This is a genomic window from Allobosea sp. LjRoot237 (assembly GCF_964253285.1).
Lineage (GTDB): Bacteria > Pseudomonadota > Alphaproteobacteria > Rhizobiales > Beijerinckiaceae > Allobosea.
Window position 1 is genome coordinate 2520715 of sequence record NZ_CAXUQP020000001.1, and the last position, 14897, is coordinate 2535611.

The following is a 14897-nucleotide window of genomic DNA, read 5'->3' on the forward strand; positions in this document are numbered from 1 at the left end:
ATGACGGCGACAGTCTTCCGCTGGCGCGAGCCCAGCATCCTGCCGGGCTTTGGCTTGGCGCTGGGCATAACGGTGACGGCGCTGTCGCTGATCGTGCTGATCCCGCTCGCCGCCTTGTTCCTCAAGGCGGCGAGTGCCGGTCCGGCCGATATCTGGGCTGTGGCGACCTCGCCGCGTACGCTGGCTGCGCTGAAGCTCTCCTTCCTCGGGGCGCTCTTTGCCGCGGCGGTCAACGCCGTCTTCGGGCTGATCCTCGCCTGGGTGCTCGTCCGCTATGATTTTCCGGGCAAGCGCCTGATCGATGCGGCGGTTGACCTGCCCTTCGCCTTGCCGACTGCGGTCGCCGGCATCGCGCTCGCGGCGATCTATGCACCAAATGGCTGGGTTGGCGGCCTGCTCGCCCCCTACAACATCAAGGTCGCCTATACGCCACTCGGCGTGATGGTAGCGCTGATCTTCATCGGCCTGCCCTTCGTCGTCCGCACGATCCAGCCGGTGCTGGAAGAGCTGCCGGCCGATATCGAGGAGGCCGCGGCACTGCTCGGCGCCAGCCGCTGGCGCACCGTCTTCACCGTGCTGCTGCCGCCGGTGCTGCCGGCGCTGCTGACCGGGTTCGTGCTGGCCTTCGCGCGCGCCGTCGGCGAGTACGGTTCGGTGATCTTCATCGCAGGCAATGTGCCGATGGTCTCCGAGATCGCGCCGCTCTTGATCGTGATCCGGCTGGAGCAGTTCGACTATGCCGGGGCCGCCGTGGTTGCGACGATCATGCTGCTGCTCTCCTTCGCCCTGATCCTGCTGGTCAACCTGATCCAGGCGAGCGCACGCAGGAGGTTCGGCGATGTCTGACGCCAGCTTGCCCTATCAGATCGAGGATCTTGCTCCGGCGCGCGCGGCGCGCCGCGTCTCGGGCGAGTCCCGCATCGTCCAGTTCGTATTGGTCGCCGTCTCGCTCGCCTTCCTCTGCCTCTTCCTGTTCCTGCCGCTGATCTCGGTCTTCGTCGAGGCGGGCGCGCGCGGCTGGCAGGCCTATCGCGAGGCCATCCTCGAGCCCGACGCGTTGGCGGCGATCCGATTGACTCTGTTCGTCGCAGCGATCGCTGTGCCGTTCAATGTGATCATAGGCCTCGCCGCCGCCTGGGCGATCGCCAAGTTCGAGTTCCGCGGCAAGAGCCTGCTGACCAGCTTCATCGACCTGCCCTTCTCGGTCTCGCCGGTGATCTCGGGCCTGGTCTTCGTCCTGCTCTTTGGCGCCCAGGGCTATTTCGGGCCATGGCTCGCGGCAAACGACATCAAGATCGTCTTCGCCGTGCCGGGCATCCTGCTGGCGACGATCTTCGTCACCTTCCCCTTCGTCGCGCGCGAACTGATCCCGCACATGCAGTCACTCGGCTCGGCCGATGAGGAGACGGCGTTGACGCTGGGGGCCTCCGGTTGGCGCACCTTCTTCACGGTGACGCTGCCGAATGTGAAGTGGAGCCTGTTCTACGGCGTGTTGCTCTGCAACGCCCGAGCCATGGGCGAGTTCGGCGCCGTCGCCGTCGTCTCCGGCAAGATCCGCGGCCTGACCAACACCATGCCGCTGCATGTCGAGATCCTCTACAATGAGTACATGGGCGCCGCTGCCTTCGCCGTCGCCTCGCTGCTGGCCGGCCTCGCCCTCGTCACGCTCGTCCTGAAAACCGTGCTGGAATGGCGCTTCGCCGACGCGATCGCCGCCAGTCGTCGTCACTAGAGCCGGATCCGGTCAGATTGAACCAATCTGACCGGTGAATCCGCCTCTGAACTTAAAGATTGAGACCGTTTTGCCGATCAGCTTGCATCGCATGCCGATCGGAACGGGCTCAAAGACTGGATAAGCCCATGTCGGTCGCCGTCACCATCGAAAGCGTCGAGAAACGCTTCCAGAACTTCCCCGCCTTGCGTGGCGTCTCGCTCGATATCCAGCCGGGCGAGCTTGTCGCCCTGCTCGGTCCGTCGGGCTCGGGCAAGACGACCTTGCTGCGGGTGATCGCCGGGCTGGAACAGGCCGAGCGCGGCCGCGTGCTGTTCGGCGAAACCGACACCCGCGAGCTCAGCCTACGCGAGCGCCGGATCGGCTTCGTCTTCCAGCACTATGCGCTGTTCAAGACGATGAGCGTCGGCGAGAACATCGCGTTCGGGCTGAAATCGCGGCCGCGCGCCGAACGGCCGAGCCCCACGGAAATCAGGAAGCGCGTCACCGACCTGCTCGAACTGATCCAGCTGCCGGGGTTGGAGAAGCGCTATCCGAGCCAGCTCTCCGGCGGCCAACGCCAGCGCATCGCGCTCGCCCGAGCGCTCGCGATCGAGCCGCGCGTCCTGCTGCTCGACGAGCCCTTCGGCGCGCTCGACGCCAAGGTCCGCAAGGATCTGCGCGCCTGGCTGCGTGAGCTGCACCGTCATACGGGCCACACCACCGTCTTCGTCACCCACGATCAGGAGGAGGCGCTGGAACTGGCCGACCGGGTCGCGATCCTCCACGACGGCAGGCTCGAGCAGGTCGGCTCGCCGGACGATGTCTACGACCACCCGGCAACGCCCTTCGTCTGCCAGTTCCTCGGCGACGCCAACCATCTTCCGGTCAAGGTCGTCGGCAGCCAGGCCTTCTTCCAGGACCGCCCTGTTCTCGGCGGCCTGCGCCAGAACCTGGGTGGTCCGGCCTCGCTTTATGTCCGGCCGCAGCATCTGCGTATCGTCGACGACGCGCCGCTCGCTCTGCCGGGCGTGGTCGAGCATCTGCGCCGCAACGGCCCACTGCGCCGCGCCGAGGTCGCCGTCGATGGGTTGCCGAAGCGGCTCGACGTCGATCTCGCCAGTCAGGTCGCCCCGGCGATCGGCGAGCGCATCCGGCTGCGCATCACGCATGGCAACCTCTTCGCTGCGGCTTGAAGCCGCCCTCGCCTCTGCCTGTCTGGCGGGTTATCCCTAAGGCAGAACGAACGGAGGAGAGCGCGATGAAGGCACGGGCACGCTGGGTCGAGGGCATGGCCTTCATGGGCGAAGCCAGCAGCGGCCATGCCGTGATGATGGATGGCGCGCCTGAATATGGTGGCCGCAATATTGGCATCCGGCCGATGGAGATGCTGCTGATAGGGCTTGCTGGCTGCACCGGTTTCGACGTGGTTCAGATCCTGAAGAAGGGCCGCGAATCTGTGACCGGTTGCGACGTCGAGGTCGAGGCCGAGCGGGCGAACGAGGATCCGAAGGTCTTCACCAGGATCCACATCGCCTATCGTGTCAGCGGCCGCGGCCTGTCGCAGGCCAAGGCCGAGCGCGCCGTCACATTGTCGAAGGAAAAATACTGTTCCGCTTCGATCATGCTGGGGGCAACCGCCGAGATGACCACTTCGCTCGTTGTGGTCGACGAACTGCAACAGGAGGCCGCGGAATGACGGATATCCCGACCTCGGGACTGGTATCGCCCAAAGCCCTGGCCGATGCGCTGGGCTCACCCGGTCTCGTCATCATCGACATTCGCGCCGCCGCCGAGGGCGGGCGCCAGGCCTTCGAGGCCGGCCACATCCCCGGCGCCGTGCACAGCGACTACGCAGCCGATGGCTGGCGCGCAAAGGTCGGCAATGCGCCCGGCATGCTGCCGCCGCTCGACCATCTCGCCGAACTGGCGGGGCGCCTCGGCATCATCCCGCCGAGCGAGGTCGTGATCGTGCCGGCCGGGCTCACTGCCAGCGACCTTGCAGCCGCCACCCGCGTCTACTGGACGCTGAAGCTGATCGGCCATGGCCAGCAGGCCATCCTCGATGGCGGATTCAAGGGCTGGCAGACCTCCCCGAGGATTCCGATCGAGACCGGACCGTCCAAGCCCCGCTCAGCACCACCTTATCCGGTCGTGGTGCAGCAGAAGCTGCGCAGCACCGCCGACGCCACACTCGTCGCCTCGCGCAGCAAGCTGGCGACGCTCGTCGACGCACGCTCGTCGAGCTATTTCGACGGCAAGGAGAAGGCGGCGGAAGCGACACGTGCCGGCCACATCCCCGGCGCTGTCTCGCGCGACTATGCAGCGGCGTTCGACCCGGCGACGGGGGGCTTCAAGCCGGCCGGCGACCTCTCCGCCCTGTATGGTCCAGTGCCAAGGGGGCCGGCGATCTCCTATTGCAACACCGGTCATACGGCGTCGCTGAACTGGTTCGTCATGTCCGAGCTGCTCGGCCGCGACGAGGTTTCGCTCTATGACGGCTCGATGACCGACTGGACTCAGGATCCGGACCGGCCGGTCGCGCCCGGAGCTGCCTGAGCAGCTCCGGGCGGGGCGGTCTCAATTGCGCGGCCAGCTCGTTGAAACCGAGCGGTTGCCCCAGCGATCGACATGAACGCCCGTGCGCGAGCCGTCCGGGTTGGTTGTGTAGGTACTGGTGATCCCGGTTTCCCGATTGAAGACGGTCTTGTTGCCGTTGGGCTTGTTGAAGGCCCGGCGTGGCCTATTGCCGGAAACGCGGACGCCGTCCGGCGTCGTCGTGGTAACCCGGTGATTGCCGAGGCCGAGCCCGGTCGAGCGGATGCGGGTTCCGTCCGGCAGCCTCGTCTCGGCATAGGGCCGCGCGTCCCGGGCGGGCACCGGCGGACGGGCGAAGATCTGAGGCTGCGCCCAACGGTCGCTGCCGCCGCCATCTCCGCCACCGCCACCGCCCTCGGCGAAGGCCGAAGCGAGAGGTGCACACACGCAAAGCGCCAGCAGCGTCGCGCGCGATCTGAATGAGAACATCGTAGCCATAGCCAGCCTCCTGATCGGGATTGCACAACGGCTCCTGCCGCTGCGCTTGGGCGTTAGGCTTCTTCTGGCAGGCCAATCAGGCAGGATTCGCCGGAAGGATGATTTGGATTTGTCGCGATTTCAGTGCTTTTCGCGCGATGGCCGAGAATTTCGGATTGCCGAGCGGTCGAGATATGAGCCGGGCCCTCGGCAGAGCCACCTTGAGGGCTGCGCATTTGCAAATTCGTCCAAAAAGGATCAAAGGAAGCGCCAACGCGCCGGCCTTGCCGCGCCCTTCCCTTTCTCCGTTCTTGAGTTCTGCCGCCGATGAATGCCGTCGCGCCGAAAATCTCGTTCGTGTCTCTTGGCTGCCCCAAGGCGCTGGTCGATTCCGAACGCATCATCACCTCGCTGCGCTCCGAGGGGTACGAGCTCAGCAAGAGCCATGCGGGCGCCGACCTCGTCATCGTCAACACCTGCGGTTTCCTCGACAGCGCCAAGCAGGAATCGCTCGAGGCGATCGGCTCGGCGATGGCCGAGAACGGCAAGGTCATCGTCACGGGCTGCATGGGCGCCGAGCCCGAGCAGATCCGCGACGCCTTCCCGAACCTGCTCGCGATCACCGGGCCGCAAGCCTATGAGAGCGTCGTCTCGGCCGTGCATCAGGCCGTGCCGCCCATGCACGATCCCTTCCTCGATCTCGTCCCGGATCAGGGCATCAAGCTGACGCCGCGGCACTACGCTTATCTCAAGATTTCAGAGGGTTGCAATAATCGCTGCAGCTTCTGCATTATTCCCAAGCTGCGCGGTGACCTGGTCTCGCGGCCGATCGGCGAGGTGCTGCGCGAGGCCGAGAAGCTGGTCAAGGCCGGCGTCAAGGAGCTGCTGGTGATCTCGCAGGACACCAGCGCCTATGGGCTCGACATCAAGTATGCGCCCTCGATGTGGAAGGATCGCGAGGTCCGCACCCGCTTCTTCGAATTGGCGCGCGAGCTCGGCCAGATGGGCGTCTGGGTCCGGATGCACTATGTCTACCCGTATCCGCATGTCGACGAGGTCATCCCGCTGATGGCGGAAGGGCATGTGCTGCCCTATCTCGACATCCCGTTCCAGCATGCCTCGCCAAGCGTGCTGAAAGCGATGCGGCGACCCGCCCATCACGAGAAGACGCTGGAGCGGATCCGGAAGTGGCGCGAGATCTGCCCGGACCTCGCCATCCGCTCGACCTTCATCGTCGGCTTCCCTGGCGAGACCGAAGACGATGTTGATTTCCTGCTCGACTGGCTGAAGGAAGCGAAGCTCGAGCGCGTCGGCTGCTTCAAATATGAGCCGGTCAAGGGCGCAACCGCCAATGATCTTGGGCTGCCGCTGGTCGCGGAGGACGAGAAGGAGGCGCGTTGGCATCGCTTCATGAAGACGCAGGCCGAAGTTTCGGCCCGCATCGTCAAGGCGCGTGTCGGCAAGCGCATTCCGGTGATCATCGACGAGGCCGGTCCGACCGTCGCCAAGGGCCGCTCGAAATGGGATGCGCCGGAGATCGACGGCAACGTCTATGTGTCGAGCCGCCGGCCGCTGCGGCCGGGCGATATCGTCACGGTGAAGATCGAGCGTGCCGACGCCTATGACCTGCACGGCATTGCGGTCTGAGTCGGCTTCGGCTTACGCAAGAACGACGGGCACAGGCCGCGACACGTTGCGCAACTGCGTGACGCGGCCGACGCGCGCGCGCGCCGGCTTCTCGAAGACGGCCTGCGCATCGCTGATATGGGTCGCGAGCTGGACGGTCGGGCGGGCGCTGAGCTGCGCATGGAGCGTCATCGCGACGATGACGAAGGAGAGGATGAAGCCGGTGCGGCGCAGGAACGGGGACATGACGTAAGGACCAAAGTTCTTGTTGTTGGCCCTGCTTTGCCGGCTCCAGGCGCGCTTTCGCTTTGAGGTTTCGAAACTTTCGATTTTTCTTGCCGCAACGGAAACGGCCGCCCCGAGAGGCGGCCGCCAGATGTGCTGTTAGAACTACTCGGTCTACGGCACGATCACGGTCGAGCCGGTGGTGCCGCGCCCTTCCAGCGCGCGATGGGCATCGGCGGCATCCTTCAGCGCGAAACGCGCGTTGATCGCGACGCTGACCTTGCCGGAGCCGACGGCCTCGAACAGGTTCTTCGCCATCGCGACCAGGGTCTCGCGCTTGGCCGTGTGCGTGTTCATCGTCGGGCGGGTGACGTAAAGGGAGCCCTTCGCCGAGAGGATGCCGAGGTTGAAGGCCTCGACCGCGCCCGAGGCATTGCCGAAGCTCGCCAGCAGGCCGAAAGGCTTCAGTGAATCGAGCGAGGCCATGAAGGTGTCCTTGCCGACGCCGTCATAGACGACGTCGCAGAGCTGGCCGCCGGTGATGTCCTTGACGCGGGCCGCGACGTTCTCGTCGCGGTAGAGGATGACATGGTCGGCGCCGTTCGCCTTGGCGAGCTCGGCCTTCTCCTTGCTGCCGACCGTGCCGATCACGGTCGCGCCGAGCGCCTTGCCCCATTGGCAGAGGATCGAACCGGTCCCGCCGGCCGCGGCGTGGACGAGGATCGTATCGCCCGGCTTCACCTTATAGGTGCGGTGGAGCAGGTATTCGGCGGTCAGCCCCTTGAGCATCATGCTGGCGGCCGCCTCATAGGAGACGTTTTCGGGCAGCGCGACCACCGCCGACGCCGGAACGATGCGCTCCTCGGCATAGGCGCCGTGCGCGGCGACGACGGCGATGCGATCCCCGGGCTTGAACTCTGTGACGCCCGGGCCGACTGCGAGCACGTCACCGGCCGATTCATTGCCGAGCGTGAACGGCAGCGGCGCCGGATAGAGCCCGGTGCGGAAATAGGTATCGATGAAGTTCAGCCCGATGGCGCGGTTGCGGATCAGGATCTCACCCGGCCCCGGAGCAGGCAGGCTGATCTCCTCCAGTTGCAGGACTTCGGGCCCACCGGTCTTGTGTATGCGGATAGCTTTCGCCATGGCGATCTCCTGCTGTCGATGGGAACGACGATAGGGACTTGCCTTCCTCCGGCGCAACGGCTGCACTGCACATCAGACCCGCGCAAACGCCGAGTCGGTCTGGCAGAACTGCATGATCGGTCTCTGAGATGAACAGCCAAGGCGCCCAGCTCGGCAGCCATCCGGTCCTGCGCGAGGCTTTCACCCCCAAGCTCATCTCGGCCCTCCGAGAGGGTTATGGACTATCGAGGCTACGGGCCGATGCGCTTTCGGGGCTGACCGTCGCGATCGTCGCGCTGCCGCTCTCGATGGCGATCGCCATCGCCAGCGGGGCCACACCGGCAGCCGGGTTGTTCACGGCGATCGTCGGTGGCTTCCTCGTCTCGGCGCTGAGCGGCAGCCGTCACCAGATCGGCGGGCCGGCGGGGGCCTTCATCGTCCTGATCGCGGCGACGATCGACCAGCATGGCTTCGACGGGCTCCTGCTCGCGACCATGCTGGCCGGCGCGATTCTGATCGCGGTCGGGCTGCTGCGGCTCGGCACCTACATCAAATACATCCCGCATCCGGTTCTGGTCGGCTTCACCACCGGCATCGCGATCATCATCTTCGCCAGCCAGATTCGCGATCTCTTCGGGCTGACGCTGCCCGGCAAGGAGCCGGCGGCGTTGATCCCGAAGCTGCAGGCGCTCACGGCCGCGCTCGGCACGCTCAACCCGGCGGCACTCGGCCTTTCGGCCTTGACCATCGCGACGATCCTGGGCCTGAGGCGCTGGCGGCCGGGCTGGCCCGGCCTCCTGATTGCGGTTGCGCTCGCGGCCGCCGCGACCTTCCTGCTGCATTTGCCGGTCGAGACGATCGGCAGTCGCTTCGGCGGCATTCCGCGCGCCCTGCCCGCTCCGCAGCTCCCCGCCTTCAGCCTCGACAAGCTGGTCGCGGTGCTGCCGGCGGCGCTGTCAATCGCCGTGCTGGGCGGCATTGAATCGCTGCTTTCGGCTGTGGTCGCGGACGGGATGAGCGGGCGACGGCACCGTTCGAACATGGAGTTGGTCGCGCAGGGCGTCGCCAATATCGGCTCGCCTCTGTTTGGCGGCATCTGCGTTACTGGTACGATCGCTCGCACGGCGACGAACATCCGCGCCGGTGGTGCCACGCCGGTCGCTGGCATGCTGCACGCGGCGTTCGTGCTGCTGTTCATGCTCGTCGCAGCGCCGCTCGCCTCGCACATTCCGCTCGCGGCGCTGGCTGGTGTGCTCGCCGTGGTCGCCTGGAATATGGCTGAGAAGGCCGCCTTCGTCGCGATCCTGAGACATTCGCGTGCCGATTCGCTCGTCCTGCTCGCGACTTTCCTCTTGGTGGTGTTCGAGGACCTGATGGTCGGGATCGGCGTCGGCGTCGTGCTCGGCTCGCTGATCTTCATGCATCGCATGGCCAACATCGTCACGGTCGAGGCTGGCATGGATGCAGCGCTCGTCGATTATGACGAAGCCGGCGAGGACGAGCCGCAAGCGAACGGCAACGGCAAGCGCAATGGCGAGGCTTTCCACTACAGGATCACCGGTCCGCTTTTCTTCGGTGCCAGCACCCATGTCGCGACGGTGCTGGACCGCGTCGGGCCGTTCCCCGAGCGCATTGTGCTCGACCTTTCCGGCGTGCCCTTCGCCGATTCCAGTGCGGCGGTCTCACTCAAGACGGTGATCGACAAAGCGCTGCACCACGGCTCGGCGGTCGAGATTCGCGGCGCTGGGCGGCAGGTGCGGGCCGTGCTCGGCCATGAGGGGATCGACGAGCGCTTCGTGACTTTCCGAGACACCGAACGAAGACCATCCGAGGGCGTGGTGTGGGGTTGAACACAGGCCGGGTATTACGCGCTGCGGCAAGCGTGCGCTCGCCAGCGGCGTCGGCATCGGCTACCGAAAGGCCATGACGAACGAGCAGCATTGCGACATCGCCATCGTCGGAGCTGGCGCTGTTGGGCTTGCCGCGGCGCTCGCGCTCGCCGCTGCTGGCCGCGAGGTGATGCTGTTCGGGCAGGCGAGCGCCCCGCGCGACGGTCGTACCGTCGCCCTGCTCGACGGTTCCTGGCGGCTGCTCGAGGCACTCGGCCTGACGGAGACGCTCGACGAGGTGGCGGCGCCGCTCGCGGTGATGCGCCTCGTCGATGATACCGGCAGCCTGTTCAAGCAGCCGCCGGTCGAGTTCAAGGCGGCCGAGCTCGGCCTGCCGGCCTTCGGCTGGAACATCGAGAACGCAGCACTGGTCGAGGCGATGGCGGCCAAGGCGAAAGCTGAGCCGCGCATTCGCATGATCCCGCACGCCGTGACGGAAATCTCGGCGGGCACCGGCGCCGTCAGATTGGCCGGTGACGGTTTCGAGCCCGTTGAAGCACGGCTCGCCATCGGCGCCGATGGTCGCAAGTCGCGCGTACGCGAAGCTGCCGGGATCACAGCGCGCGACTGGAGCTATCCGCAGGTGGCGTTGACCGCGATCCTCGGCCACCGCCGCGAGCATCGCGATGCCTCGACCGAGTTCCACACCCGCTCCGGCCCCTGCACGCTGGTCCCGATGCCCGGCCGGCGCTCGTCGCTGGTCTGGCTGCTCGAACCAGGCGAGGCCGAGCGCATTGCCGGGCTCGACGATGTCGCCTTCGCCCGCGCGGTCGAGCGGCAGACACACTCGCTCCTTGGCGCGATGACGGTCGCCGGCCCGCGCGGCCGTGTGCCGATGGGCGGGCTGTCGGTCGACCGCTTCGCCGATGCGCGCATGGCGCTGATCGGCGAAGCCGCACATGTCTTTCCGCCGATCGGGGCGCAGGGGCTCAATCTCGGTCTGCGCGACGTCGTGGCGCTGCGCGATGCGGTTGCCGGCACTGACGATCCCGGCGACGAGGCGGCGCTCGCCGCTTACGACCGCTCGCGCCAGGCCGATGTCCGCCTGCGCACCGGTGCGGTCGACGCGCTCAACCGGACCTTGCTGACCGACCTGATGCCGGCCGACCTGATGCGCGGCGCCGGCCTGCTGGCGCTGTCGCGGATCGCGCCGCTGCGTCGGCTGGTGATGCGGCAGGGGCTGGCGGGCGGCACCGCCGCAGGCTGAGGCTCAGATTTCGTAGTCGCCGATCGGCGGGCTCGCCCGTAGTGCCGGCGCAGCGTCGCGGAAGACGGGCGCGAGCGGCAGCGGCGTCGAGACCATGCGTTTTCCGCCCGGTTCCTCCACCTGTCGGTCGAGCAGACCACGCGCGGTCAGATGTGGATCGGCCAGCGCCTCGTCGAGCGTCCGGACCACGGTGCAGCAGCAGTCGAGCGGCTCGATCGTTACCCGCCAGTGCTCTGCCGGCCGGGATGCGATGATCGCGGCAATGGCGGCGCGCGTCGCCGCAGGGTCGCGCTGGTCGTCACGCAACTCAGCATCGAGCCCGATAGCCTCGCAGAAGCTGACCCAGAACTTCTCTTCGATCGCGCCGACGGCCAGGAACCAGCCATCCGCCGTCACATGGAGGCCATAGCGCGGGCTGGCGCCGGTCAGCAGCCCCTCCCCGCCGGCCGGATAGCGGCCGGAGGCTTGGCCCTGTGCCAGCGCATACCAGGCGAAGGTGAGCATCGCATCGGTCATGGCGATGTCGAGATGGCAGCCTTGGCCGGAGCGGTCGCGCTCGCGCAGCGCCAGGAGGATGTTGATCACCGCCGGCATGGCGCCGCCGGCGATGTCGGCGACCAAGGTCGGCGGCAGGGGTGGTTGCCTGCCATGGGCGAGCGACTGGCCCAGCAGCCCGCCGATCGCCTGGTAGTTGATGTCGTGGCCGGCCTCGAAGGCGCGCGGACCATCCTGGCCGTAGCCGCTGATCGAGCAATAGATCAGCCGTGGATTGAGTGCCTTCAGCGCCTCATAGCCGAAGCCGAGCCGGGCCATCACGCCCGGCCGGAATTGCTCGATGACGATGTCAGCCTGCTTGATCAACGGTGTCAGCCGCGCCAGCGCATCCGACGCCTTGAGGTCGATGGCGAGGCTCTGCTTGCCACGGTTGAGCGCGGCGAAGGGCGCGGAGGTCTCGCCGAAGCGCGGCGGGAAGCGGCGCATGTCCTCGCCGTCCGGCCGCTCGATCCTGATCGCGCGTGCGCCGGCCTCGGCGAGAAAGAGGCTCGCCATCGGCCCGGGCAGCAGCGTCGAGAAGTCGAGGACGAGGAGATCGGAGAGCGGCTGCATCGATGGCCCGGGCAAGCTGGCCCGTGCGGGCCATCAGTGGAAGAGGTCTGCCGGCATCCTGCCCGTCTTCACCAGCCACAGGAAGCCCGTCAGCGTCACCGTCGAGACGATGGTACCGACGAGAATGCAGGCCGAGGCGCGCTCGACACCGACGCGGTATTGGGTCGAGATGACGAAGATGTTCAGCGCCGGCGGCAGCGCCGCCATGATCACGGCGGCGTAGACCCAGGGCGCCGAGAAATTGCCGAGTGCCGAGAGCAGCAGCCAGACCAGCAGAGGATGCAGCAGAAGCTTGATCGCGACGAGCGCCGGCAATTCGCCCGGCATCCGCCGCATCGGCTGCAGGGCCACTGTGACCCCGAGCAGGAAGAGCGCGCAGGGCGCGGCCGCCTGCGAGAGCCAGAGCGTCATCTTGTCGAGCGCGGTCGGCAATTCGAGCTTCAGGAAGGCTGCGAGCACGCCGACGACCGTTGCGATATTGAAAGGATGGCTGACAACCCGCCAGGCCACCTCGCGGGCCGTTGCGGCGAGGCTACGCTTCTCGACGCCGGCCAGCGCCATCAGGAACGGGATCAGCGAGAACAGCAGGAGATTGTCGAAGACGAAGATCAGCACGACCGGCGCGCTGGCGACCGGCCCGAGGGCGGCCAGGATCAAGGGCGGGCCCATATAGCCGATGTTCGAGTAGGAGCCGGCGACGCCCTGCATCACCGCCTGCGGCATGTCGCCATGGTTATGGCGCCAGCCAAGTGCGAAGGAGAGCACGAAGGCGCAGAAGGTCGCGAGCGTCGTCACGGCGACGAAGCCCCAGTTCGTCAATTCGTTCAACGGCTTATCGGCGATCAGCCGATAGAACAGGCAAGGCAGCGCCACATAGATCAGGAAGAACTGCATCCAGGCCAGCCCTTCCCCGGGCAGCCGCTTGTAGCGGCCGACGAGGAAGCCGAGCAGGATCAGGCCGAAGAAGGGCGCGACGAGATTGAACAGATTGGCGATGTCGGCCATGCGAAGGTCCTTGGGGCGGAGCGAGAGCCGCTGACGGTTTCTCGCCCGACCGATGGCGACGGCGCCGCCTTATAGGATGGCCGTCAGCGCATGAGAACCCGGTAGCGGAGGCACGCTCTGCACCGGGAGTAGAACGCGATACCGACAAGCCGATCGCCCGAGCATCGGCACAACCGGGAATTGCAAAATTCCGATCCAGTGGAAGCGATCGGTAACATATTTCTGCCACGTTCCGCGAAGGGCTCGTGGAACAGGCAATGACAACCAGCACTCAGGCGGCGGCAGATAATCCGGCAACCGGGGCGTTCTGGCGCGATTTCGTGATGTCTCCGACGTTCTGGATAGTGTCTTTCCTCGTGCTGGTGATCCTCGGGCTCGCGCTTCCCATACGCCTGCCGCTCGGGCCGAATTACTGGGACACCGATATCTACCTCGATGCCGCCCAGCGCATCTGGCAGGGGCAGATTCCCAATATCGACTTCTTCACGTCGATCGGCCCGCTCGGATTCTATCTCACCGCCGGCATCAAGGCGCTTTTCCCGCAGGCCCAGCCGGCCCTGCTTGCCAACTGGGCGATCGTGCCTGTCCTGCTGCCGATTGCAGCGTTGATCGTCCGAGATGTGGCCCCGCGGTCGCGTCGCCTGGCCCTGGCGATCCTGATACCGCTGCTGTTCCTGACCTCGCTGCCGATCAATCTTCACAGCCTCTATCCGTCGCCCGGCTTCGATGGCTTCGGTTATTACAACCGCCATGTCGCCCTGCTGCTCTATCTTCTGCTGGCAGCGCTTCTCTTCGTCGAGAGCCGGATCCTGCTGACCACGCTCGTCGCGGTGCTGATGGCGGCGCTGTTCTTGGTCAAGGTCACCGGGCCGGTATCGGGTGCCGTTCTCGTCGGTTATGCGGTTCTGGCCGGGCGCTTGCGTTTTCGCGACGCGGCGATCGCCGCCGGCGCTGTCATAGCCTGCCTGGGCGTGATCGAGCTCACGACCGGCGTCGTCTACGCTTATGTCGAGGACGTCCTCGTCCTCGCCATGCTCAACTCCGCTTCGTTCCTGCGGCGTTTCCTGACGCTGGGCTCGATCAAGTTCAACGTGATCGCGCCCTGCCTGATGCTGCTCGGCGTGCTTGCCGTCGCTGCCCGCCGCGAAAAGCACTCGCTGGCGAGCTTTCTGGCGTCGCCACTCGGCTGGCTGACCGCGAGCCTCTTTGCTTTGATCCTGGGCGAAACCCAGAACAGCGGATCGCTCGAATTCATCGGACTCTGGCCGGTCCTGATCCTGATCCTCAGGGCGTATTATCCTCGCTCCGACGACCGCCTGCGGCCTTATGTGCTGGTGCTCGTCATGGCCGTGTCGCTGCCGAGCGCCGTGAACTTTCTGGAGAGAGGCGCCCGGGCCGTGATCGCTGCGCCGCGCTATCAGGCGCTGGACGTGCCGGATGTCGGACCGCTCGGCCGGGTCAGCCTCAAGCCGGAGCTGGCCGAGCGTGCGATCGCGCAGGTCGACCATTACCCGAAATACAACGATGCCTATGAGGATCTCGTCCGTCGCGGCCTGCTTCCGTCCGCTACGCTGTTCTCGGAGATCGATCATCAGGCGACCTGGCTGCTCGAGGTGCAGCAGGGCATCGACGCGATCGAGCGCTGGGAGGCGACCAATGGTCGCCAGCTCAACGGCTTCTTCGCGCTCGATTTCGTCAGCCCGTTCAACCACCTGCTCGGTCGCGCCGCGCCGCTTCACGTCGCGCTCGGCATCGACACCGAGCGCACCAATCCTCGGGTCACGGCCGAGATGCTGCAGGCCCTGCGCGACATTGACGCGATCATGCGGCCGAAATGCCCGGTCGAGGTCAAACGCGCAGCGATCTGGAAGCAATACGCCCAGGCTCTCGAAGGCCGCCAGCTCGTGGCTCTCTCGCCCTGCTGGGACATGTATCTGCGGAAGTAGAGGCGGCCCGTAGCTGTGCGAATCGATAGCAATATGACGCC

The 14897-nt window shown here is 66.4% G+C and carries 14 protein-coding genes; 9 read left to right on the top strand and 5 right to left on the bottom strand.

The window, feature by feature from the left end; translation table 11 throughout:
- From cysT to ACSQ24_RS12265, 5 genes are all read left to right on the top strand, one after another.
- Entirely contained in the window at nucleotides 1-846 is an 846-nt protein-coding gene (gene cysT, locus ACSQ24_RS12245) for a sulfate ABC transporter permease subunit CysT (protein WP_436094939.1), read from the top strand.
- A complete protein-coding gene (cysW, locus tag ACSQ24_RS12250; protein ID WP_436094940.1) occupies nucleotides 839-1732 on the top strand; it encodes a sulfate ABC transporter permease subunit CysW in 894 nt (297 codons plus the stop codon). The genes cysT and cysW overlap by 8 nt, the downstream gene beginning before the upstream one ends.
- A 128-nt stretch (nucleotides 1733-1860) precedes the next feature.
- Nucleotides 1861-2907, top strand: coding sequence for a sulfate/molybdate ABC transporter ATP-binding protein (locus tag ACSQ24_RS12255; RefSeq protein ID WP_436094941.1), 1047 nt, complete (start codon nucleotides 1861-1863; stop codon nucleotides 2905-2907).
- A 65-nt stretch (nucleotides 2908-2972) separates the two neighbouring features.
- Nucleotides 2973-3410 carry an OsmC family protein gene (locus ACSQ24_RS12260; RefSeq protein WP_436094942.1) on the top strand — a complete coding sequence of 146 codons (438 nt, stop codon included), beginning with the start codon at nucleotides 2973-2975 and terminating at the stop codon, nucleotides 3408-3410.
- Complete coding sequence (locus ACSQ24_RS12265; protein ID WP_436094943.1) at nucleotides 3407-4270, top strand: sulfurtransferase; 864 nt, start codon at nucleotides 3407-3409, stop codon at nucleotides 4268-4270. The genes ACSQ24_RS12260 and ACSQ24_RS12265 overlap by 4 nt, the downstream gene beginning before the upstream one ends.
- A 21-nt stretch (nucleotides 4271-4291) precedes the next feature.
- Here ACSQ24_RS12265 and ACSQ24_RS12270 read toward each other — a convergent pair whose 3' ends face one another.
- Nucleotides 4292-4747, bottom strand: a complete 456-nt coding sequence (locus ACSQ24_RS12270) for a hypothetical protein (protein ID WP_436094944.1) — start codon at nucleotides 4745-4747, stop codon at nucleotides 4292-4294.
- Nucleotides 4748-5053: 306 nt separating this feature from the next.
- Here ACSQ24_RS12270 and rimO point away from each other — a divergent pair, with 306 nt between their 5' ends.
- Nucleotides 5054-6373, top strand: coding sequence for a 30S ribosomal protein S12 methylthiotransferase RimO (gene rimO, locus ACSQ24_RS12275; RefSeq protein ID WP_436094945.1), 1320 nt, complete (start codon nucleotides 5054-5056; stop codon nucleotides 6371-6373).
- A 12-nt stretch (nucleotides 6374-6385) separates the two neighbouring features.
- Here rimO and ACSQ24_RS12280 read toward each other — a convergent pair whose 3' ends face one another.
- Both ACSQ24_RS12280 and ACSQ24_RS12285 read right to left on the bottom strand, forming a co-directional pair.
- Entirely contained in the window at nucleotides 6386-6598 is a 213-nt protein-coding gene (locus ACSQ24_RS12280) for a hypothetical protein (protein WP_436094946.1), read from the bottom strand.
- 153 nt (nucleotides 6599-6751) lie between these two features.
- Nucleotides 6752-7723 (bottom strand): quinone oxidoreductase family protein, encoded by a 972-nt coding sequence (locus ACSQ24_RS12285; RefSeq protein WP_436094947.1) that lies wholly within the window; start codon nucleotides 7721-7723, stop codon nucleotides 6752-6754.
- Nucleotides 7724-7851: 128 nt separating this feature from the next.
- Here ACSQ24_RS12285 and ACSQ24_RS12290 point away from each other — a divergent pair, with 128 nt between their 5' ends.
- Both ACSQ24_RS12290 and ACSQ24_RS12295 read left to right on the top strand, forming a co-directional pair.
- A complete protein-coding gene (locus ACSQ24_RS12290; RefSeq protein WP_436094948.1) occupies nucleotides 7852-9552 on the top strand; it encodes a SulP family inorganic anion transporter in 1701 nt (566 codons plus the stop codon).
- A gap of 73 nt (nucleotides 9553-9625) precedes the next feature.
- The gene (locus ACSQ24_RS12295; protein WP_436094949.1) at nucleotides 9626-10798 is read left to right on the top strand and encodes a UbiH/UbiF family hydroxylase; all 1173 of its coding nucleotides are present in this window, start codon (nucleotides 9626-9628) and stop codon (nucleotides 10796-10798) included.
- Nucleotides 10799-10801: 3 nt separating this feature from the next.
- Here ACSQ24_RS12295 and ACSQ24_RS12300 read toward each other — a convergent pair whose 3' ends face one another.
- Nucleotides 10802-11905 (bottom strand): CaiB/BaiF CoA transferase family protein, encoded by a 1104-nt coding sequence (locus tag ACSQ24_RS12300; RefSeq protein ID WP_436094950.1) that lies wholly within the window; start codon nucleotides 11903-11905, stop codon nucleotides 10802-10804.
- A 33-nt stretch (nucleotides 11906-11938) separates the two neighbouring features.
- Nucleotides 11939-12910 (bottom strand): AEC family transporter, encoded by a 972-nt coding sequence (locus tag ACSQ24_RS12305; protein ID WP_436094951.1) that lies wholly within the window; start codon nucleotides 12908-12910, stop codon nucleotides 11939-11941.
- A gap of 257 nt (nucleotides 12911-13167) precedes the next feature.
- Between ACSQ24_RS12305 and ACSQ24_RS12310 the strand changes: the two genes are divergently transcribed.
- Entirely contained in the window at nucleotides 13168-14856 is a 1689-nt protein-coding gene (locus ACSQ24_RS12310; protein ID WP_436094952.1) for a hypothetical protein, read from the top strand.
- Nucleotides 14857-14897 lie beyond the last annotated feature (41 nt).